This window comes from Terrabacter sp. FW104-15G4B, from assembly GCF_058790095.1.
Map to the genome: position 1 here is coordinate 35376 of NZ_JBYTCI010000016.1, position 21790 is coordinate 57165.

The window sequence follows — 21790 nt, forward strand, 5'->3', positions numbered from 1 at the left end:
TCACGGCGCGGAGCCGGGCCTCCACCGGTCGTCATCTGCCGGCTGAGTCGCCGGGGGCGTCGCATCGGGGTAGGGGAGCGGCTGGCCGAGGACGGCCTCGTCGCGTCCCGGAACCGCCGGTGTGCCCGACAGGGCCTCGGTGGGCGGGAACGGGGACAGGGACTCCGCCGACGTCTGCCCCGGCAGGGGAGTCGGCCTGAAGCCCACCATCGCGGGCAGGGAGTAGGCGTCGGGGGCCGGCGGCGACCCCCACAGCCACGGCTCCCGTGGGCGCCAGAGCAGGCGCCCGGCCCGGCGCCGGTCGCGCAGGGCGTGCATGCGCCAGAGCAGCACCGGGTGGCTGGCGGCGGCGTTGACGAGCCAGACGAAGAAGCCCGGCTCGGTGACTGCCCGGTCGGCCATCGCGTCGACGTCGACGGAGCGGCCCAGGTACTTGCCGCCGGCGAGGGTCGCCATGGCCGACCGGGCTCCCTGCGGCGCGAGGGCGTGGCCGTAGTTGTCGGCGGTGAACTCCTGCGCGCGGCTCAGGGTGGAGCCCACGAGCGGGATCCACTGCGAGGCGAAGGTGCCCAGGATGCGCCAGTAGCTGACGTGGCCCGCGGCGATGTGCCCGACCTCGTGCGCGATGACGAAGCGCAGGGCGTCCGGCTCACGCGCGGCGCCGCCGACTTCGAGCAGGTCGCTGTTGATGAAGACGAACCGCCGGAAGCCGTGCCCCGAGGCGGCCGCGTTGAGAACTCCGTTGCCCAGCACGACGTACGCGTCGGGGACGTAGGTGAGGCCAGAGCGCCCGGCCGCGTCGACGAGCATGGCGTACGCCTCGGGGAACTGATCCGGCGCCAGCTTGATCCCGGTGAGACGCTGCTGCGCCCACAGCTGGCCGCGCGCGAACCAGATGAGGACCGGAGCGAGGACGAGCGCCAGCGCGTAGACGTCGGGGACGCGCTGCTCGTCGATCGCGCTCGACACCTCCGAGAGCGCGGCCCCGAGCAGCAGCAGCGAGGCGATCACGGCGACGACCAGCGTCAGGATCTCCCGGGGGTGCCGCACGTGGCGGCGCAGCGGCAGGTGCGACCCGGGGGCCACGGGCAGGACCTGCATGGGTTGGGCGCGCATGGGCGCCATTGTGCGTCACTGCCCGCCCTCGATACAGGCGGAGGGCAGGCGGAGGGACGCGGAGGGCACGCGCGGGTCGCGAGCCCGTGACGGCATACGGCCAAAGCATGGGAGACTGTGGAGGTTGCGGCGGCGCCCTGGCGCCCGCACGCACCCCGTACCATCCCGTCACCCGACTCCTGCGAGGTTCGTCCCACGTGTCGCCCATGGCCCGCTCCGCGTTGGCACCCAACGCAACGCCGCCGGACCTGATCCGCAACTTCTGCATCATCGCGCACATCGACCACGGCAAGTCGACGCTGGCCGACCGCATGCTGCAGAAGACCGGGGTCGTCGACGCCCGCGCTATGCGCGCGCAGTACCTCGACCGCATGGACATCGAGCGCGAGCGCGGCATCACCATCAAGAGCCAGGCCGTTCGTATGCCGTGGGCCGTCGAGGACGCTGCCGGCACGTCGACCACCTACGCGCTCAACATGATCGACACTCCCGGCCACGTCGACTTCACCTACGAGGTGTCGCGCTCGCTCGCTGCGTGCGAGGGCGCGGTGCTCCTCGTCGACGCGGCGCAGGGCATCGAGGCCCAGACGCTGGCCAACCTCTACCTGGCGATGGAGAACGACCTCACCATCATCCCGGTCCTCAACAAGATCGACCTGCCGGCCGCCCAGCCGGAGAAGTACGCCGAGGAGCTCGCCAAGCTGATCGGCGGTGAGCCCGAGGACTGCCTGCGGGTGTCGGGCAAGACAGGGGAGGGCGTCGAGCCGCTCCTCGACACGATCGTCGAGAAGCTCCCCGCCCCGACGGGTGACCCGCACGCCCCTGCTCGCGCGATGATCTTCGACTCCGTCTACGACACCTACCGCGGCGTCGTCACCTACGTCCGCGTCGTCGACGGCAACCTCAGCCCTCGCGAGAAGATCGTGATGATGTCGACCCGGGCGACCCACGAGCTGCTCGAGATCGGTGTCATCAGCCCCGAGCCGGTGCCCGGCAACGGGCTCGGCGTCGGCGAGGTCGGCTACCTCATCACCGGGGTGAAGGACGTGCGCCAGTCGCGTGTCGGTGACACCGTCACCAACGCGAGCAAGCCGGCCACGAAGGACCTCGGCGGCTACCGCGACCCCAAGCCCATGGTCTTCTCCGGCCTCTACCCGATCGACGGCTCGGACTACCCCCTCCTGCGCGACGCGCTCGACAAGCTCAAGCTCAACGACGCCGCGCTCGTCTACGAGCCCGAGACGTCCGCCGCGCTCGGGTTCGGCTTCCGCGTCGGCTTCCTCGGCCTGCTCCACCTCGAGATCGTCCGCGAGCGCCTCGAGCGCGAGTTCGGCCTCGACCTCATCTCGACGCAGCCCAACGTGGTCTACGACGTGTTGATGGACGACGGCAAAGACGTCCACGTCACCAACCCGAGCGAGTACCCCGACGGCAAGATCCGCGAGGTGAGCGAGCCGGTCGTGCGCGCGACGATCCTCGCGCCGTCCGAGTTCGTCGGCGCCATCATGGAGCTGTGCCAGCAGAAGCGCGGCAGCCTCCGAGGCATGGACTACCTCTCCGAGGACCGCGTCGAGATGCGCTACACGCTGCCGCTCGCCGAGATCGTCTTCGACTTCTTCGACCAGCTGAAGTCGCGCACCCGCGGCTACGCCTCGCTCGACTACGAGCCAGACGGCGAGCAGGTCGCCGACCTCGTCAAGGTGGAGATCCTGCTCCAGGGCGAGACCGTCGACGCCTTCTCGGCCATCGTCCACAAGGACAAGGCGTACGCGTACGGCGTGATGATGGCGAGCAAGCTCAAGGACCTCATCCCGCGCCAGCAGTTCGAGGTGCCCATCCAGGCGGCCATCGGCTCGCGCATCATCGCGCGTGAGAACATCCGCGCCATCCGCAAGGACGTGCTCGCCAAGTGCTACGGCGGTGACATCAGCCGCAAGCGCAAGCTCCTCGAGAAGCAGAAGGAGGGCAAGAAGAGGATGAAGATGGTGGGCCGGGTCGAGGTGCCCCAGGAGGCCTTCGTGGCCGCCCTGTCGAGCGACGCCGACACGAGCAAGTCCAAGAAGTAGGCGCGACTCAGGGGTCGAGGAGCTTGCGGCGCAGCCGGTCGGTGTCGGCGCGCCCCCAGCCCTGGCCCTGGAGCCAGCCCAGCGGGCCCCCGTGGCGCTCCTCGAGGACCTCGAGGAGCAGCCGCATGGTGTCGGTGGTCGGGGACTGCTGGGCGACGGTCTTGTCCTTGAGGTTGGCCGCGTAGGCGGGCTTCGTCCGCAGCCGGTCCATGATGCGTGCCACGCGTTCGGACGAGGCCGCGAAGTCGGCGATGACGAGCTCGTCCGACACGCCGACGACCTTGAGCGCGAGACCGACCACGGTGCCGGTGCGGTCCTTGCCGGCAGCGCAGTGCACCACCGCCGCTCCCTCGCTGGCGGCGATCGCGTGCAGCGCCGCCACGACCGAGTCGGGGCGGCTCGCGAGGTAGCTGAGGTAGTGCTCGGACCAGAACTGGTCGTGGCTGCGGCGCCGCTCGCCCTCGCTCGCACCCGGGTCCGGAGCGGTCGCGGCGAGCTGCCGGCGCTCGTCGTTCTCCCACGGCAGGGCGCGCTCTGCGGCGGGGATGCCGGACTCGGTGGTGTCCTCGCGGTACAGCGTGTGGTGGTGGTGGGTGATGACCTCGAGCGCGCGCAGCGGCCCGTCCCCCTCCTTGGCGACCTCGACGTGGGTGCGCAGGTCGATGACGTCGCTGACGCCGAGGTGGGTCACGAGCGCCTCGACGGCCTCGGGCGTGAGGTCCTGCAGGTTGTCGGAGCGCAGGAGCCGGCGCGGCTGCACGACGCCGCCGTCCTCGGTCACCATCCCCCCGAGGTCACGCATGTTGACGACGCCGTCGAGCTCGATCCAGTTGGGGCGGTACACCCCAGCACCCTATGCGACCGGAAAACCGGTTGCTGCTTCGGTGGCGCGGTCAGATATCTTGACGTCAAGAGATTCTCTGGACGAGGAAGAGGACGTCAGTGACGGCGACGACCACCACACCGCTGACCCATCGCGGGCTCCCCGTGGACCGAGACCTGCGCATCCTCGCACTGGGGTCGTTCGCCAACCGCTTCGGTGCCGGGGCCGTCCTCACGACGAGCGCCCTCTACTTCACGCGTCAGGTCGGTTTCAGTGCCACCGAGGTCGCGCTCGCGATGTCCGTCTCAGCCGTCGTGGGGATCGTGGTGCAGGTGCCGGCCGGCCACCTCGGGGACACCCGCGGCCCGCGGCAGGTGCTCACCATGTTCATGGTCGGCGCGGCCGTCTTCAGCGCGCCCCCCGTGCTCGCGACGACGCCGTGGATGCTGGCGCTGCTGCTCGGCGTGCTCGCCTTCTTCGAGCGGGGCGCCGGGGCGGTCAACCAGGGCGTCATCGCCCAGCTCGCGACCGGTGGGCGCGGCGTCCTCTTCAAGGCCTACCTGCGCGCGGTCACCAACACCGCCCTCGGCCTCGGCTCCGTCTTCGGCGGTGCGGCGCTCATCATCGACGAGCGCTGGGCCTACGTCACCGTCTTCGTCCTCAACGCGGTCTTCACCGGCTTCGCCGCCTGGAACACCACCCGGCTGCCGCACATCGCTCCGCACGACCGCGTCGCCGGTGAGCCCCGGTTGGCCGTCCTGCGCGACTGGCCCTACGTCGTCGTCACCATCGTCACCGGCCTCTTCTCCCTGCACTTCTTCGTCATGGAGCTCGGCCTCGCGCTCTACGTCTCGTCCCACACCGCGGCCCCGACCGTCATGGTCGCGGTCCTGCTCGTGCTCAACACGGCAGCGGTCGCCCTCTTCCAGGTGCGGCTCTCGCGGCGCGCGGACTCGGTCGAGGCGGGAGCGAAGGCGCTCGTGCGTGGGGCCTGGTGGATCGCAGCGGGCTTTGCGATCGTGGCGCTCGCCGACCGCGGGACGATGTGGCTGGCCGTCGGCGCGCTCGTGCTCGGCTCACTCGTGCACGTCGTCGGGGAGATGATCGGCTCGGGCGGCCAGTGGGGCCTGCAGATGGGGCTGGCGCCGCACGAGCGGCAGGGACAGTACCAGGGCTTCGCCGGGCTGGGCTTCAGCGTGCTCGCCGTCGTGGGGCCCCCGGTCGTGACCTATCTCTGCGTCGACCTGGGGGAGACGGGCTGGCTCGTCCTGGCCGGCTTCATGGTCGTCGTCGGGTCCGTGTCGGTGCCGGTGTCGCGCTGGGCGCTGCGGTCGCGCGCCCGTTACGGCGTCACGACCCATTCGGGCTGACTCCGCGCTGGAGCCGGCCAGGCGTGCGCCGTGCACGAGGCATCCCTCCGGGCTGGGACAATGGGGGTATGCCGCCCTCCGCCCTTCCCGACGGCGACCCCGCTCCCACGAGCGGTGAGCTGCCCGCAGCGGCCCTCTCGGACCTCGCGACGACCGACCTCGGCATCTACGTCCACGTCCCGTTCTGCACGGTGCGGTGCGGCTACTGCGACTTCAACACCTACACGCTGACCGAGCTCGGCGGCCCCGGCGCGAGCATCGGCATCGACACGTACGCCGACGCCGCCCGTCGCGAGCTCGACGTGGCCCGCGCGGTCCTCGGTGACGAATCGCCCACCGTGTCGACGGTGTTCGTCGGCGGTGGCACGCCGACGATGCTGAGGTCAGGTGACCTCGTGAGGGTGCTGGACGGCATACGCGACCGGTTCGGCCTGTCGCCCGACGCAGAGGTCACGACGGAGGCCAACCCCGACTCCGTGACGCCCGAGTCGCTGCGCGAGCTGGCCGACGGCGGCTTCACCCGGGTGTCCGTCGGCATGCAGTCGGCCGTGCCACACGTGCTCCACACCCTCGAGCGCACGCACGACCCCGACAACGTCGCGCGGGCCGTCGAGGCCACGAAGGCCGCTGGCATGCAGGTGAGCGTCGACCTCATCTACGGCACGCCGGGGGAGTCGCTGGGCGACTGGCGGCGCAGCCTCGAGGCGGCGATCGCGCTCGAGCCCGACCACGTCTCCGCCTACGCCCTTGTCGTCGAGGAGGGCACCAAGCTCGCCGCCCAGGTGCGCCGCGGCGTCGTGGCCGCCCCCGAGGACGACGACGAGGCCGACAAGTACGAGCTCGCCGACGAGCTGCTCGCGGCCGCCGGCTTCGGGTGGTACGAGGTCAGCAACTGGGCGCGCTCAAAGCAGAACCGCTGCAGCCACAACGTCGCGTACTGGTCCGGCACCAACTGGTGGGGGATCGGGCCCGGCGCGCACAGCCACGTCGGGGGCGTGCGGTGGTGGAACGTCAAGCATCCCAGCGCCTATGCCGCCCGCCTCGCCGCTGGGTCGTCGCCGGCGCACGCTCGCGAGACGCTCACCGACGAGCAGCGCTACGACGAGCGGGTGCTCCTCGGATCGCGCCTGGTCGACGGACTCCCGGTCGACGATCTGCGAGGATCAGGGCGCACCGCCGTGGCGGGCCTCATCGCCGACGGGCTGGTGGACGGAGCGGCGGTCCTGCAGGACGGGCGGCTGGTCCTGACGCGGCGTGGACGGCTGCTGGCCGACACGGTGGTGCACCGGCTCCTCGCCTCCTGAGGAGCCTCGACGAGGAGGCCCCATGAGCGAGACCGTGCCGACGGCGACCGTCGGCGAGCAGCCGGACAACCCGTCGACGCCGTCTCCGCGTGACGCCGGACAGGTCGTCGTCGCGGCACGCCGGGCGTTCGAGCTGGGCATCACCAAGCCTCGTGCCTGGCGCGTCTCCCAGCTGCGTGCCCTGCGCGACCTGCTCGTGGAGCACGAGTCCGAGATCGCCTCCGCCCTGCACGCCGACCTCGGCAAGAGCGCGACCGAGGCGTGGGTGACCGAGACGGGCTTCGTCGTTCGGGAGATCGACCACACGCTGCGCCACCTGCGCGCCTGGACCGCGCCGCGCCGCGTGAGCGTGCCGTTGTCGCTCCGGCCCGGGCGCGCGAAGGTGGTCCGCGAACCGCTCGGGGTCGTGCTCGTCATCGCCCCCTGGAACTACCCCGTACAGCTCCTGCTCGCGCCCCTCGTCGGGGCGCTCGCCGCCGGCAACGCCGTCGTGCTGAAACCGAGCGAGGTGGCACCGGCCACGTCGGCGCTGCTCGCAGGCCTCGTGCCGCGGCACCTCGACGCCTCTGCGGTCCACGTCGTCGAGGGCGGCGTGGCGGAGACGACGGCGCTGCTGGCGGAGCGGTTCGACCACATCTTCTACACCGGCAACGGCACGGTGGGCCGCATCGTGCTCGAAGCCGCCGCACGACACCTCACCCCCGTGACGCTGGAGCTCGGTGGCAAGTCGCCGGCCTATGTCGCCGACGACGCCGACCTGGAGGTGACCGCCCGCCGCCTCGTGTGGGGCAAGTTCACCAACGCAGGCCAGACCTGCGTCGCCCCCGACTACGTGATCGGATCCCGGGCGACCCTGGATGCGCTCGAACCCCTTCTCGTGACGGCGATCCGTGATGCCTTCGGCGAGGACCCTGCCGCCTCGCCCCACTACGGGAGGGTGGTCGACGACCGTCACTTCCAGCGCGTCACCGGCCTGATCGACCAGGAGCGTGTGCTGGCCGGCGGTCGGTGCGACCCCTCGACCCGCTACGTCGAACCGACCGTCGTCGAGGTGCTCGACCCCGACGACCCGAGCGAGCTGGTGATGGGCGAGGAGATCTTCGGCCCGGTGCTGCCGCTCGTCGTCGCCGAGGGGATCGATGCTGCCGTCGACCTCGTCAACCGGCGCGACAAGCCGCTCGCCCTCTACGTGTTCACGACGTCGGACGTGGTCCGCGAGCGCTTCGTGCGCGACACCTCCTCCGGGGCGATCGGGGTGAACGTCGCGCTCGCCCACCTCGCAGTCCCCGGACTGCCCTTCGGTGGCGTCGGCGCCAGCGGCACCGGCGCCTACCACGGCGAGCGGTCGGTCGAGCTGTTCTCGCACACGAAGTCAGTGCTCTCGCTGCCCACCCGCCCGGACACGACGGTGTGGGTGCGGCCACCCTTCACCGCGCGCAAGGAGCGGGTCATCGACCGGATCGTCGCCCCCGGCCGGGTGCGCGGACGCCGACGCGGACGAGGGCGGCCGACCGCTCAGGCACCCGAATGACAGCGGTGTCATTAGCACGGAAGAGGTCGTTGGGCACGTAAGTGCCTTGCGTGTCGCCTGTGATTATTGGGAAAATTCAGCACCGGCGCACTGAATGTCCTAGATTGCCGTGTGCACCCCCCACGGCGATCACGGGAGACCCCTATGCCTTCGGCCAACCACCTCCAGGCCGGCGCCTTCCGCGGCCGCCGTATGCGAGCCGGAAGAGCTGCCGTGCTGCTGGTCACGGCGATCGCCATGCTCGCGTCGACCGTGGGGCTGGCTGGTCCGGCCCGCTCCTACGAGTGGAACGTGCTGTGCACGGGGTACACCGGTACGGGCGGCTGCAGCACCGCCCCCTACTCCAACGCCGGCTACCCGGCCCACGCCAGCACCAGCTACTGGAGCCAGTCGGTCGGACACAACTGCACGAACTACGTCGCCTACCGGCTGGTGACGAACGGGATGCCCAACAAGCGGCCTGCCGAGCTCTCGGGCAACGCCTACAACTGGGGCTCGGCGTTCGCCAGCAAGATGGACGATGCGCCGGCCGTGGGCTCCGTGGCGTGGTTCGGGCAGTCCTTCTCGAGCACGGGCCACGTCGCCTACGTCGAGAAGGTCGTCTCGGCAGACCAGATCCTCATCTCCGAGGACAACTGGGGAGGCGACTTCCGCTGGCGCTCGGTCAGCCGCTCGGGCGGCTACTGGCCGGCCGGTTTCATCCACTTCATGGACCAGGGCCCCAAGGTCGTGGCCCCGGCCGGCTACCCGACCTACCGGCCCGTGGCGCCGACGCGCATCGTGGACACGCGGTCGTCGATCGGTGCGACCGGGCGGCTGGCCGGCGGCAGCGACACCAGCGTCCTCGTGACCGGCAAGGCGGGCCTGCCCAAGACGGCGGTGGGGGCCGTCGTCGTCAACGTGACGGCGGTGAAGCCGAGCGCGGCGGGCTGGCTGCTGACGTACCCCTCCGGCACCTCGCCGGCGGCCTCGTCGACACTGAACTTCGCGGCGGGCGACGTGGTCGCCAACCAGGCCGTCGTCGGCGTGGGCAGCGACGGTCGGATCCGGCTGAAGGTCAGCCAGACGACCGACGTGCTGGTCGACGTCGTCGGCTGGTACCCCGCCTTCGGCAACCTCGACACCGAGACCCCCACGCGCCTGCTCGACACCCGCACCGGCCTCGGGACGAGCGCGGGGCGGCTGGCGGCCGGCGGCCGGGTGGACCTGCGCGTCACCGGTAACTCGGTCGTCCCGGCGTCGGGCGTGGACTCCGTGCTGCTCAACGTCACAGCGGTCCGTCCGGCCAAGAACGGGAACCTGGCCGTGTGGCCGACGGGAGCGCCCACGCCGAACTCGTCGTCCCTCAACTACAGCGCGGGCGCCTCCATCTCGGGGCTCGTCGTCGCCAAGGTCGGCAGCAACGGAAGCGTCAGCATCCGATCCTCCGCAGCCACCGACGTCGTCGCGGACGTCGTGGCCTGGTATCCCTCCGCGACCGACTACCACGGGCTCACGCCCGCCCGGCTGCTCGATACCCGCAACGGCACGGGCGTCGCCTCCAGCGGCTCGCTCGCCGGCGGGACCGCTGTGCGCCTGAAGGTGACCGGGCGCGCGGGCGTGCCGTCGACCGGCGTCAAGGCCGTCGTGCTCACCGTCGTGGCCACGGGTCCGCAGCAGGCGGGTTACCTGACGGCCTACCCGTCCGGCACGGCGCGTCCGTCCACGTCCAACCTCAACTACGTGGCGGGCCAGACGATCGCCAACACCGCCTTCGTCAAGCCCAGCAGTGACGGCTACGTCGAGATCTACGTGCAGGCGTCGACCCAGGTCGTCGCCGACGTCCAGGGGTACCTGGCGCAGTAGCCGTACGCAGGGGGAGGAGCAGCTGCCGGCCTGCCCCTCACCTCATGCGCCGGGTTCGGTCACGAAGTCGATGAGCTCCTCGACGCTGGCCAGCAGCGTCGGCTCGAGGTCGGCATAGGTGCGCACCGTTCCGAGGATGCGCTTCCAGGCGTTCGCGATGTCGGCCTGGGTCGCATGGGCCCAGCCCAGCTCGGCGCAGATGCCGTGCTTCCACGACGTGCCGCGGGGGATGACGGGCCACTGCCGCCAGCCGAGGCGATCCGGGCGCACTGACTGCCACACGTCGACGTAGGGGTGCCCGAGAATCTTGACGTGACGGGTCAGACCCGGCAGGGCCCGGGCCTGCTCGACGATGCGGGCCTCCTTGGTGCCGGGCACCAGGTGGTCGACGAGGATGCCGAGCCGTCGCCCCGGACCGGGCTGGAAGTCGGAGATGATCGCGGCGAGGTCGTCCACGCCGTCCATGAGCTCGACGACGACGCCCTCGACGCGCAGGTCGTCGCCCCACACCTTCTCCACGAGCTCGGCGTCGTGCCGCCCCTCGACGTAGATCCTCGACCCGCTCGCCACCCGGGCGCGGGCGCCCTCGACCGCCACCGAGCCGCTCGCCGTGCGGGAGGCGGCGCGCCTGGCCTCGGCGAGGGCGACGCCGGCCGCGGCAGTCGGAGCCGTCAGCGTGACCGGTGCCCCGTCGAGCAGGAAGCCGGGTCCCAGCGGGAACGCCCTGGTGCGGCCCCGGCGGTCCTCGAGGTGGACGACGTGCATGCCCCCCGCCTTCTCGACCCGGACGACCGCGCCGACCCATCCGGTCTCGACCTCCTCGACGACGAGCCCCGGCTCCGCCGGGGTCGGGACGGAGCGGCCCCGCTTGGGGGTACGCCAGTCGCCGCTGAGCACGTCGGAGCCGTAACGATCGTTGGGAGACACGACAAGGGAGGGTATGCCGTCGCGCCAGGTCGGGCGCGACCGCCACGCGGGCGCGGGCCCGGGGTGGCCGCATACGGTAGGACGAGATCGAGGATCCGCCGCCCACGACGTAGACTTGGCACTCGTCGAACGAGAGTGCCAGAACCGTGAAGGAGGGACGCGATGAGCGAGGACCGCAGGCTCATGGTGCTGCGCGCAATCGTGCAGGACTACGTCCAGACCTCCGAGCCCGTCGGGAGCAAGGCCCTCGTGGAGCGGCACCACCTCGGGGTGAGCGCGGCGACCGTGCGCAACGACATGGCCCTGCTCGAGGAGGAGGGCCTGATCCACGCGCCGCACACGTCGGCGGGCCGCGTGCCCACCGACGCGGGCTACCGGGTGTTCGTCGACCGGCTGAGCGCCGTCAAGCCCCTCGGGCCCGGTGAGCGAAGGGCGATCGTGCAGTTCCTGCAGGGCGCCGTCGACCTCGACGACGTCGTCGACCGCACGGTGCGGTTGCTCGCCAGCCTGACGCGCCAGGTCGCCGTCGTGCAGTACCCGTCGCTCACCCGCTCGACCGTGCGGCACATCGAGCTCGTCCCCATGGGTTCGACGCACCTGATGATCGTGCTCATCGTCAACACCGGACGTGTCGAGCAGCGCGTCGTCGACACCGGGAGCGTGCTCACCGACGCCCGGGGGGAGGCGCTGGTCGCCTCTCTCCGCTCGCGCATCAACGAGGTCGCGGCCGGTGTGCCGTTCACCGCGGCGGCCTCCCGGCTGCGGAGGCTCGTCGGCGAGGCCGACGAGTCCGACGAGTCCGACCGTGCCTCGCTGGAGGCAGTGGTGTCAGCTCTCGGCGACGCCCTCGTCGAGGAGCGCGAGGAGCGTGTCGTGCTCGCGGGTCAGGCCAACCTCGCTCGCGCCGGCGCCGACTTCCCCCGTTCCATCGGCCCGATCCTCGAGGCACTCGAGGAGCACGTCACCCTGCTCCGGCTGCTCGGCCAGCTCGGCGACGACCCCGATCTCGTGTCGGTGCGCATCGGCTCCGAGAACCCCGTGACCGGGCTGCAGACCACCTCCCTGGTGTCGATGGGGTACGGGTCGGGGGCAGAGCGGGTGGCCAGTCTCGGGGTGCTCGGCCCGACCCGCATGGACTACCCCACGACCATGGCCTCGGTGCGCGCGGTCGCCCGCTACGTGTCCGAGATCCTCGACGAGAACCAGAGCACCTGACCCGCACGACCTCGGCCAGTCCCACCGGTGCAGCGTCCCGCTGGAACCGAAAGCACCACGTACCAAAGGAATCTCAGCTTGAACGACTACTACGCCGTCCTCGGTGTCTCGCGCGACGCGAGCCAGGAGGAGATCAAGAAGGCCTACCGTCGGCTCGCCCGCAAGCTGCACCCCGACGTCAACCCCGGCGCGGAGGCGGAGGAGGAGTTCAAGCGGGTCTCGCAGGCCTACGACGTGCTGTCCGACCCGCAGAAGCGCCAGTCGTTCGACATGGGCGCCGACCCGTTCGCGACGGCCGGCGGTGCCGGCTTCGGCGCCGGCCAGGGCTTCTCCTTCAGCGACGTCATGGACGCCTTCTTCGGGGCGGGCGCGACTGCGGGCACGCGTGGTCCGCGGCCGCGCACGCAGCGCGGCCAGGACGCGCTGGTGCGCCTCGACATCGACCTGTCCAAGGCCGTCTTCGGCTCCGAGGAGGAGCTCACCCTCGACACAGCGGTGGGCTGCACCCGCTGCGGCGGCGACGGGGCCGAGCCCGGCACCGGGCGCCAGACCTGCCCGATCTGCAACGGCGCCGGCGAGGTGCAGCAGATCCAGCGCAGCTTCCTCGGCCAGGTGATGACCTCGCGCCCGTGCGTCAACTGCCAGGGTTTCGGCTCGACGCTCACCGACCCGTGCCACGACTGCTCGGGTGACGGCCGGGTGCGCACCCGACGCTCGATCAAGCTCAAGATCCCGGCCGGTGTCGACACCGGCACCCGGATCCAGCTGACGGGGGAGGGCGAGGTCGGGCCGGGCAATGGGCCCAGGGCCGACCTGTACGTCGAGATCCACGTCGTCAACCACGACACCTACACCCGCCGCGGCGACGACCTGCACTGCAGCGTCGAGCTGCCGATGGCGGCGGCGGCGCTCGGCACGAGCTTCAAGCTCTCGACGTTCGACGGCATGCAGGACCTCGAGATCAAGCCCGGCACGCAGAGCGGCGACGTCATGACCCTGCGCGGCCTCGGCGTGACGCACCTGCGCCACGGCGGCCGCGGCGACCTGATCGTCCATGCCACCGTGCAGACGCCGACGCGGCTCACCGAGGAGCAGCAGGAGCTGCTGCGCCAGTTCGCCGCGCTGCGCGGCGAGGAGCGTCCCGAGGGGCGACTGACGCCGGCCAACAAGGGCCTCTTCGGCAAGCTGCGCGACGCCTTCAAGGAGAAGTGAGCCGTCCCGTGGGTGCCCGGTGACGCACCAGCTCTTCCTCGCTCCGCTGTCGTCGGTCGCCGAGGTCGTCGTCGGGTCGTCGGTGCTCCTCGACGGCGACGAAGGGCGGCACGCCGCCGCCGTCGTGCGCGTCCGCCCGGGTGAGCGCTACTTCGTCGCGGACGGGTCCGGGCGCCGGGTCCTGCTCGAGGCCACCGACGTCGACCGGGCGTGGGTCCGTGGCCGGGTGCTCGAGGTGACCGACGAGCCGGAGCCGGCTCCGCGCCTCGTCCTCGTCCAGGCGCTCGCCAAGGGTGACCGCGACGAGCAGGCCATCGAGGCGGCCACCGAGCTGGGCGTCGACGAGGTGGTGCCGTGGCAGGCCGAGCGCTCGGTCGTCGTCTGGCGCGGCGAGCGCGCCGCGAAGTCGCAGGCCAAGTGGGCCTCCGTCGTGGCCCGGGCGACCAAGCAGTCCCGCCGATCGCGTATGCCGCTGACCGTCCCTGTCGTGGGGCTGGCCCCGCTCGTCGCCAGGGTGGCGGACTCGGCCCTCACGCTCGTCCTGCACGAAGAGGCGAGCGAGCCGCTGGCGTCCGTCGCACTGCCGGAGTCGGGTGACGTCCTGGTGGTCGTCGGCCCCGAGGGCGGCATCACCGACCGCGAGGTCGAGGCGCTGGCGGCAGCCGGAGCGCGTGCCGTGCGGCTGGGCTCGAGCATCCTGCGGGCCTCGTCCGCAGGACCGGCAGCCCTCGCGGTCCTCAGTGCACGCACCCGCTGGACCTGACGGCCTACGCCCTCGTCCCCGGTTCGAGGTGATCCTGGGACCGACAGGGGTGCCGCGATCATCACGAACCAGTGGGTGCGCGCGGTCGCCCACGTGCCTAGGGTGCACTCATGACCTCGCAGAGCTCCGCCGACTGCCTCTTCTGCAAGATCGTCGCCGGTGAGATCCCGTCGGACCGGGTCGCCGAGAGCGAACGGTCCATCGCCTTCCGCGACATCAACCCCGCTGCGCCGGTCCACGTGCTCATCGTGCCGAGGCGCCACGAGCCGACCGTCGGGGCGCTCGCCGCGGCGTCGGGTGACGACCTCACCGACGTCTTCCTGCTGGCGGCCCGCGTCGCCGAGCACGAGGGCGTCGCAGAGGCGCACCGGATGGTCGTCAACACCGGCAGCGAGGCAGGGCAGACGATCTTCCACGCGCACGTCCACGTCCTCGGTGGCACGGCCTTCCACGAGGGGAGGATGGTGTGAGCGACGCGGGCGCCGACGCAGCTCCGAAGGCAGCCACCGAGACGAAGCCTGCCCCGCCGCCCGAGCCCCTCGACGACCTCGTCACGACCCACCACACGCTCAAGGTCGGGCGGGCGCGTCTGCCCTACACGGCCACGACCGGTCGTGTCGTGCTGCGCGAGGAGGAGCACAAGGACGGCACCTTCGGCGGCCACAAGGCCCGCGCCGAGCTGTCGATGACCACCTACGTGCTCGACGACGCCGACGCGCGGACCCGCCCGGTCACCTTCGCGTTCAACGGCGGTCCCGGCAGCTCGAGCGTCTGGCTGCACCTGGGCCTGCTCGGTCCCCGCCGCGTCGTGAGCGGCGACGTCGGCGCCCTGCAGCCACCCCCGTACGACCTCGTCGACAACCCTGAGTCGCTGCTCGCGGTCAGCGACCTTGTCTTTCTCGACCCCATGTCGACCGGCTACTCGCGGACCGTCCAGGGCGGCAAGCCGGGGGAGTACCACGGCTACCAGAAGGACATCGAGTCCGTCGCGGAGCTCATCCGGCTGTGGACGTCGCGCAACGGGCGCTGGATGTCGCCGAAGTTCGTCGCCGGCGAGTCGTACGGCACGCTGCGCGGGGCCGCGCTCGCCGAGCACCTCCAGTCGCGCTACGGGATGTACCTCAACGGCCTCATCCTGATCAGCAGTGTGCTCGACCTCAGCTCCGTCGACTTCGAGAACCAGCGCAACGACCGCGCGCACGCGCTCTACCTGCCGACGTATGCCGCGGTGGCCCACTTCCACGGCAAGCACCGGCGCCGCTCCCTGCGGTCCGTCCTCGACGAGGCGGAGGCGTATGCCGCCCGCGACTACCCGTGGGTGCTCTCCCGGGGCAGCCGGCTGACCGGCGCCGAGCGTGCGCAGGCCGTGTCGACCGTCGCCCGGCTCTCGGGCCTGACGGAGGACTACGTCGACCGCGCCGACCTGCGTATCGAGCACTGGCGCTACTTCACCGAGCTGCTGCGCGACCAGCGCCTCTCGGTCGGGCGCCTGGACGCGCGCTTCACCGGCCCCGCGGCGGCCGCGATCGCCGAGAACATGGACGCCGACCCGTCACACGACGCGATCACGGGGCCCTACGCCGCCGCCTGGAACCACTACGTGCGTGACGAGCTCGGTTATGGCAGCGACCTGCACTACGAGCAGATCTCGCGGCTGGTGCACCCGTGGTCGTACAAGGACTTCGAGGGCCGCCCGGTCGACGTCTCTCCGAAGCTCGAACGGGCGATGCGCCAGAACCCGCACCTGCGGGTCCACATCGCGTACGGCTACTACGACGGGGCGACGCCGCACTTCGCCGCGGAGGACGTCGTCGCCCACCTCCAGCTGCCCGACGCCTTGCGCGGCAACATCGAGCACGCCTACTACGAGGCGGGGCACATGATGTATGTCCATGAGCCGTCGCGCCTGCGACAAAGCCGCGATCTGGCGGATTTCGTGGTGAGGAGCGCTGGCCGCGACACGTAGACTCGTGACCACGATGACTGACGCGCAACCACGACGATCCGAGTCCGACGGCCCCCAGCACCCCGAGGTGCCCGACGAGGCCGAGCGAGCCACCGGCGCCGACACCGTCGACGCACCCGTGCTGACCCGGCAGATCCCGCCGCCGATCGACATGGTGACGCTCCTCGGCCCCCGCGACGAGCTGCTGCGCACCATGGAGCGCCAGTTCCCGCTCGTCGACACCCACGTGCGTGGCAACGAGATGACCTTCACCGGTCCGGCCGGCGAGCTCGAGATCATCGACAACCTGATCGACGAGCTGCTCACGATCGTCGCCACCGGCCAGCCGCTCAACCGTGACGCGGTCGAGCGCTCGATCTCGATGCTGCGCGGCCAGGGCGCCGAGCGGCCCGCCGACGTGCTGACGATGAACATCGTCAGCAGCCGTGGCCGCACCATCCGCCCCAAGACGCTCAACCAGAAGCGCTACGTCGACGCCATCGACCAGCACACCGTGGTCTTCGGCATCGGCCCCGCCGGCACCGGCAAGACGTACCTCGCGATGGCCAAGGCCGTGGCGGCCCTGCAGGCCAAGCAGGTCAACCGGATCATCCTGACCCGTCCGGCCGTAGAGGCAGGGGAGCGACTGGGCTTCCTGCCCGGCACGCTCAACGACAAGATCGACCCCTACCTGCGGCCCCTCTACGACGCCCTGCACGACATGGTCTCGCCCGACACGATCCCGCGGCTGATGGCCTCGGGCACCATCGAGGTGGCGCCGCTCGCGTACATGCGCGGTCGCACGCTCAACGACGCGTTCATCATCCTCGACGAGGCGCAGAACACCTCGAGCGAGCAGATGAAGATGTTCCTCACCCGACTCGGCTTCGGCTCCAAGATGGTGGTCACCGGCGACATCACCCAGGTCGACCTCCCCGGCGGCACCCGCTCCGGGCTGCGGGTGGTGCGCGACATCCTCGACGGCGTCGAGGACGTCCACTTCGCCGAGCTGACCTCGCACGACGTCGTGCGCCACCGACTCGTCAGCGCCATCGTCGACGCCTACGAGCGCGACGAGGTGCGGGCCGAGCGCCGCGCCCGCACGTCCGGTGGCCGTGACGAGCAGGGTCGGCGCCGAGACGCCTCGGGGGCCGGCGCGTGAGCATCGACGTCCTCAACGAGACCGACCACGACGTCGACGAGCTCGAGCTGCTGGCCTGCGCGGCATACGTCATGGCGCAGATGCGCGTGCACCCGCAGGCCGACCTCTGCATCAAGCTCGTCGACGAGGACGCCATGGAGGTCCTCCACGTGCAGTGGATGGACCTGCCCGGGCCGACCGACGTCATGAGCTTCCCGATGGACGAGCTGCGCCCCGGCCGGGAGGGCCAGGAGCCCGAGGAGGGCACCCTCGGCGACATCGTGCTCTGCCCGTCCGTCGCGACGAAGCAGGCCCTCGAGGCCGGCCACGCGCCGGTCGAGGAGATGCTGCTCCTGACGACCCACGGCATCCTGCACCTGCTCGGCTACGACCATGCCGAGCCCGACGAGGAACGCGAGATGTTCGAGCTGCAACGCCAGCTGCTGCTCACCTTCCTCGCCACGCGCAACCGCCCGAGCGCCTGAGCGCCTGAGCACCGACGAGAGACCGAGATGCTCCCGCAGCTAGCCCTTCCGGCCCTGATCAGCATCGTCGTGGCGTTCCTGCTGTCGGCCGCCGAGGCCGCCATCTTCCGCATGTCGCGCGTGCGCGCACAGGAGCTCTTCGACGAGGGCCGGTCGGGCGCGAAATCGCTGACGACCGTGGTCGCCGACTCACCGGCATACCTGTCGGTCATCGCCTTCCTGCGCGTCGTCGCGGAGGCGACGGCTGCCGTCCTCGTCACGCTCGCCGTCGCGGGCCAGGTCGAGTCGACGTGGAGCCGCGCCCTTCTCAGCATCGCGATCATGGCCGTCGTGTCGTTCGTCGTCGTGGGGGTGTCGCCCCGCACGCTCGGGCGCCAGAACTACGAGACCGTGGCCCTGTGGAGCGCACCGTTCGCCGTGGGGCTGCGGCGCGTTCTCGGCCCGCTGGCCAAGCTGCTCGTCATCCTCGGCAACGCCGTGACCCCCGGCAAGGGCTACACCGACGGGCCCTTCCAGACGGAGTCCGAGCTGCGCGACCTCGTCGACATGGCCGGTGACTCCGACGTCATCGAGGCGGACGAGCGCGAGATGATCCACTCGGTCTTCGAGCTCGGCGACACCCTGGCTCGCGCCGTCATGGTGCCGCGCACCGACATGGTGACCCTCGACGCCGACAAGACCCTGCGCAGTGCGATGTCGCTCTTCCTCCGGTCCGGCTTCTCCCGCATCCCGGTCGTCGGTGAGGACAGCGACGACGTCAGGGGACTGCTGTACTTCAAGGACGTCGCGCGCCGCCTCAACGCGGCTCCGGAGGACGCCCGGCACCTCGCGACCGAGGTGATGCGGCCGATGCACTTCGTGCCGGAGAGCAAGCCCGTCGACGACCTGCTGCGCGAGATGCAGCGCGACCAGAACCACTTCGCGATCGTCGTCGACGAGTACGGCGGCACCGCGGGTCTCATCACGATCGAGGACATCATCGAGGAGATCGTCGGCGAGATCGCCGACGAGCACGACCGGGAGGCGCCGGGGGTCGAGCAGCTCGAGGACGGCACCCTGCGCGTCCCGGCGTCGATGGACATCGACGACCTCGCCGAGCTCTTCGACGTCACGATCGAGGAGGAGGACGTCGACACCGTCGGTGGCCTGCTGACCAAGGTGATCGGGCGCGTGCCGATCGTCGGCTCGTCCGGTACCGTCGCCGGGCTGGAGCTGACGGCAGAACGCATGGCCGGACGCCGCCACCGCGTCGCGTCGGTCATCGTGCACCGCGCCGCGGTGCCGGAGGACGACGCCGCGCACCCCGAGACGGAGGACGCCCATGGGCACTCAGGACGCTGACCCGACAGCGGGCGAGGGCATGGCGCCCGGTGGGCGGTCGGACGACTACCGCGCCGGGTTCGCCTGCCTCGTGGGCCGGCCCAACGCCGGCAAGTCGACGCTGACCAACGCGCTCGTCGGCCAGAAGGTCGCCATCACGAGCTCCAAGCCGCAGACGACCCGGCACACGATCCGAGGGGTCGCGACGACGTCGACGGCCCAGCTGATCCTCGTCGACACGCCGGGCCTGCACAAGCCGCGGACGCTCCTCGGCCAGCGCCTCAACGACCTCGTCCGCGAGACCTTGCTCGAGGTCGACGTCATCGGCTTCTGCCTGCCGGCGGACCAGCGCATCGGCCCAGGCGACACCTTCATCGCCAACGAGCTGACGGAGCTGCGCTCGGTGCGGCGCCGTCCGGTCGTGGCCATCGCGACCAAGGCGGACGCCGTCGACCGTGAGCGTCTGGCCGAACACCTCATCGCCATCGACCGGCTGGGGGAGTGGGACGCCATCATCCCGTGCTCCGCCGTCTCCGGCAGCCAGGTGGAGGAGGTGCGTGACGTGCTCGCGTCGTTCCTGCCGCGCTCTCCCCAGCTCTACCCTGACGGCGTGCTCACCGACGAGCCGGAGATCATCATGATCGCCGAGCTCGTCCGCGAGGCAGCCCTCGAGGGTGTCCGCGACGAGCTGCCGCACTCCCTGGCGGTCGTCGTCGAGGAGATGGTGCCGCGCGAGGGGCGTCCCGAGGGCAAGCCCCTGCTCGACGTGCGCGTCAACGTCTTCGTCGAGCGCCCCAGCCAGAAGGCCATCGTCATCGGACGGGGCGGCTCACGCCTGCGCGAGGTCGGTACGAACGCCCGCAAGGGCATCGAGGCGCTCCTCGGCCAGAAGGTCTACCTCGACCTCCACGTCAAGGTCGCCAAGGACTGGCAGCGCGACCCCAAGCAGCTCCAGCGCCTGGGCTTCTGACCGCGTCGGCCAGGTCTTCGTTTCCGTCCGTGACATGGCTGTCGCCATCCGGTGGTGTGCCGCCCTGCTCGGTTTCCAGATGGCCTGCCAACGCGCCTGGTCGCCGCTGACCGGTCATAGACTCCGCACAAGGAGGCGGACATGTCGCAGTCGGCTGCACACGACCACGAGCTCGAGGTCCTCGAGGAGGACCAGACGGTGCCCCCGCGCCCCGAGGAACAGATCGCCGACGTCGGCGAGGGCGTCCCGGCTGCCGGGCCGCGCGACACGGCGGGTGAACCGTGACCGAGGACGACCCCTGGGGTCGCTCCGACCCGCCGGCAGTTGCTGACGCGGACCTGTTGCCCCTGCCGCCCGCTCTCGCCGAGATCGAGGCGATGCTCGAGGCGGGAGAGGACCGGCCACTCGCGCCCGGCGAGCGCTACACGCTCCCAGGCGTCCACGACCTCCCCGAGGTCGCGGCTCCGGCCGGCGAGGGGTGGGAGCCGTTGCCCATCGGCTTCATGGGCTGGGAGTGGGCGTTGATCCCGGCGGTCTGGCCGCGGGAGCACCGACGGTGGGTGCGCGACCGGATGCCGAGGTTCGCGCTGATGTCCTTCGGCGACGACGAGACGCTGCTCGGTCCCGAGACGGGACGCGACACCCACCAACAGTGGCTGCTCGCCCGAATGGCCCGCTCCGTCGATCTTCCGCCGCCACCGCGGGATCGCATCTGGCTCCTGCGCTCTCCCTGGCCGTCCCTGCCGGTGTCGAGCCTGCTGCTGGTCATCGGACAGCACCGGGACCGGAAGGGGTTCGGCTGGGACGCCCTGGCCAACATGCGCGCTGCCCGAGATCTCCTCCCGCTGACCGAGGACGACATCTGGTCGTCGTGGACGGGTCGGCAGGCAGATGCCGCTCGCGGCTGGCGGGAGGTGGCCCCTCGTGAGCGCAGTGCCGAGCACTGGGTTCGCCTCGGGTTGGGCCCAGCCCACGTCCGCACCCTGCTTGCACCCCTGTCCGAGGGTGGTGCGGGCCTGACGGCCCTCCAGGCGCGGGCTTGGGCTGAGATCACTGCGATGTCAGAGGCATCCGGCGACGAGGTCGTACGCCGTACCGTCGCGTGGCGCGGGATCGGCCTTCCGGCCGACGCTCCCGTGGAGCGCCTTGCTCCGGTCCTGATCCAGCAGCAACCGGGCGAGGTCGCCCCGTGGCTCGAGGCGGGCCTGGCGCCGGAGGACATCGCAGTCTGGGAGGCGGAGGACCTCCCACGCGCACTGCAGTGGCGGGATGCCGGTTTCGGGGGTCGCGAGGCGCACGAGCTCGTGCTCGCCGATCCCACCCTGACCGCTTCGGAGGCCCGCGCCTTCGAGGCGGCCGGGATCGCACCCGCGGCTCGGATCCGCTGGGTCGCCGGCGGGTTCTCGTCCGGGGAGGCCCGGGCATGGACCGACCTGGACGTCGTGGCGTCAGAGGCCCGCGTGTGGCGTTCGGTCGGCCGCGGTCCCGACGAGGCGCGTGAGCAGAGGGCCGCTGGTGGGGGACCGCTGCCCTCTGGGGTGGAGGTCGGCTGGAGCGCCTTCGGGTCGGACCGCGAGGACGTCAGCTACGGAGTCTCCGACCCACCCGGCACCCGTGGCATGGTCGCGCAGCAGGGTCCGGACGGGATGCCGCTCCCGTGATCAGAACCGGATCTCAGGATGCGGTCAGCAGGTCCGAGCGGTGGACGTCAACGCAGCACCCGGCATACGGTGAGGGCGTGCGAGCGGTGAGCCTCC

19 protein-coding genes are annotated in these 21790 nt (G+C 71.3%); 16 read left to right on the forward strand and 3 right to left on the reverse strand.

The features are described from left to right. The gene (locus AC3WRT_RS13465) at positions 1-1116 is read right to left on the reverse strand and encodes a M48 family metallopeptidase (RefSeq protein ID WP_492722677.1); all 1116 of its coding nucleotides are present in this window, start codon (positions 1114-1116) and stop codon (positions 1-3) included. Positions 1117-1322: 206 nt separating this feature from the next. Here AC3WRT_RS13465 and lepA point away from each other — a divergent pair, with 206 nt between their 5' ends. Next, a complete protein-coding gene (gene lepA, locus AC3WRT_RS13470) occupies positions 1323-3182 on the forward strand; it encodes a translation elongation factor 4 (RefSeq protein WP_492722680.1) in 1860 nt (619 codons plus the stop codon). Positions 3183-3189: 7 nt separating this feature from the next. On the opposite strand, the gene AC3WRT_RS13475 is transcribed toward lepA, so the two are convergent. Next, positions 3190-4026, reverse strand: coding sequence for a tyrosine-protein phosphatase (locus tag AC3WRT_RS13475; RefSeq protein ID WP_492722682.1), 837 nt, complete (start codon positions 4024-4026; stop codon positions 3190-3192). Between the two features lie 98 nt (positions 4027-4124). Here AC3WRT_RS13475 and AC3WRT_RS13480 point away from each other — a divergent pair, with 98 nt between their 5' ends. From AC3WRT_RS13480 to AC3WRT_RS13495, 4 genes are all read left to right on the forward strand, one after another. Next, positions 4125-5375, forward strand: coding sequence for an MFS transporter (locus AC3WRT_RS13480; RefSeq protein WP_492722684.1), 1251 nt, complete (start codon positions 4125-4127; stop codon positions 5373-5375). A 68-nt stretch (positions 5376-5443) separates the two neighbouring features. After that, positions 5444-6679, forward strand: a complete 1236-nt coding sequence (gene hemW, locus AC3WRT_RS13485; RefSeq protein ID WP_492722686.1) for a radical SAM family heme chaperone HemW — start codon at positions 5444-5446, stop codon at positions 6677-6679. 22 nt (positions 6680-6701) lie between these two features. Continuing rightward, the gene (locus AC3WRT_RS13490) at positions 6702-8210 is read left to right on the forward strand and encodes an aldehyde dehydrogenase family protein (protein WP_492722687.1); all 1509 of its coding nucleotides are present in this window, start codon (positions 6702-6704) and stop codon (positions 8208-8210) included. A gap of 144 nt (positions 8211-8354) precedes the next feature. Next, on the forward strand, positions 8355-10055 hold the full coding sequence (locus tag AC3WRT_RS13495; protein WP_492722689.1) for a CHAP domain-containing protein: 1701 nt from the start codon (positions 8355-8357) through the stop codon (positions 10053-10055). A gap of 42 nt (positions 10056-10097) precedes the next feature. Here AC3WRT_RS13495 and AC3WRT_RS13500 read toward each other — a convergent pair whose 3' ends face one another. Then, on the reverse strand, positions 10098-10982 hold the full coding sequence (locus tag AC3WRT_RS13500; RefSeq protein ID WP_492722690.1) for a DUF3097 domain-containing protein: 885 nt from the start codon (positions 10980-10982) through the stop codon (positions 10098-10100). A 162-nt stretch (positions 10983-11144) separates the two neighbouring features. Between AC3WRT_RS13500 and hrcA the strand changes: the two genes are divergently transcribed. The 11 genes from hrcA to AC3WRT_RS13555 all read left to right on the forward strand — a co-directional run bounded on the left by hrcA (position 11145) and on the right by AC3WRT_RS13555 (position 21694). Next, on the forward strand, positions 11145-12197 hold the full coding sequence (gene hrcA, locus AC3WRT_RS13505; protein ID WP_492722691.1) for a heat-inducible transcriptional repressor HrcA: 1053 nt from the start codon (positions 11145-11147) through the stop codon (positions 12195-12197). Between the two features lie 78 nt (positions 12198-12275). Beyond that, a complete protein-coding gene (gene dnaJ, locus AC3WRT_RS13510) occupies positions 12276-13409 on the forward strand; it encodes a molecular chaperone DnaJ (RefSeq protein WP_492722693.1) in 1134 nt (377 codons plus the stop codon). 19 nt (positions 13410-13428) lie between these two features. Beyond that, positions 13429-14172 (forward strand): 16S rRNA (uracil(1498)-N(3))-methyltransferase, encoded by a 744-nt coding sequence (locus AC3WRT_RS13515; protein ID WP_492722694.1) that lies wholly within the window; start codon positions 13429-13431, stop codon positions 14170-14172. A gap of 110 nt (positions 14173-14282) precedes the next feature. Further along, on the forward strand, positions 14283-14642 hold the full coding sequence (locus tag AC3WRT_RS13520) for a histidine triad nucleotide-binding protein (protein ID WP_492722696.1): 360 nt from the start codon (positions 14283-14285) through the stop codon (positions 14640-14642). Beyond that, positions 14639-16138, forward strand: a complete 1500-nt coding sequence (locus AC3WRT_RS13525) for a S10 family peptidase (protein WP_492722697.1) — start codon at positions 14639-14641, stop codon at positions 16136-16138. Before AC3WRT_RS13520 ends, AC3WRT_RS13525 begins: the two co-directional genes overlap by 4 nt. 13 nt (positions 16139-16151) lie before the next feature. After that, positions 16152-17279: a PhoH family protein gene (locus tag AC3WRT_RS13530; RefSeq protein ID WP_492722699.1), complete on the forward strand. Its 1128-nt coding sequence runs from the start codon at positions 16152-16154 to the stop codon at positions 17277-17279. After that, on the forward strand, positions 17276-17743 hold the full coding sequence (gene ybeY, locus AC3WRT_RS13535; protein ID WP_492722701.1) for an rRNA maturation RNase YbeY: 468 nt from the start codon (positions 17276-17278) through the stop codon (positions 17741-17743). The genes AC3WRT_RS13530 and ybeY overlap by 4 nt, the downstream gene beginning before the upstream one ends. 27 nt (positions 17744-17770) lie before the next feature. Continuing rightward, on the forward strand, positions 17771-19084 hold the full coding sequence (locus AC3WRT_RS13540; RefSeq protein WP_492722702.1) for a hemolysin family protein: 1314 nt from the start codon (positions 17771-17773) through the stop codon (positions 19082-19084). Between the two features lie 19 nt (positions 19085-19103). Next, on the forward strand, positions 19104-20033 hold the full coding sequence (era, locus tag AC3WRT_RS13545; protein ID WP_492722757.1) for a GTPase Era: 930 nt from the start codon (positions 19104-19106) through the stop codon (positions 20031-20033). A 141-nt stretch (positions 20034-20174) separates the two neighbouring features. Further along, on the forward strand, positions 20175-20318 hold the full coding sequence (locus AC3WRT_RS13550) for a hypothetical protein (protein ID WP_492722704.1): 144 nt from the start codon (positions 20175-20177) through the stop codon (positions 20316-20318). After that, positions 20315-21694, forward strand: a complete 1380-nt coding sequence (locus AC3WRT_RS13555; protein WP_492722706.1) for a hypothetical protein — start codon at positions 20315-20317, stop codon at positions 21692-21694. The genes AC3WRT_RS13550 and AC3WRT_RS13555 overlap by 4 nt, the downstream gene beginning before the upstream one ends. Positions 21695-21790 lie beyond the last annotated feature (96 nt).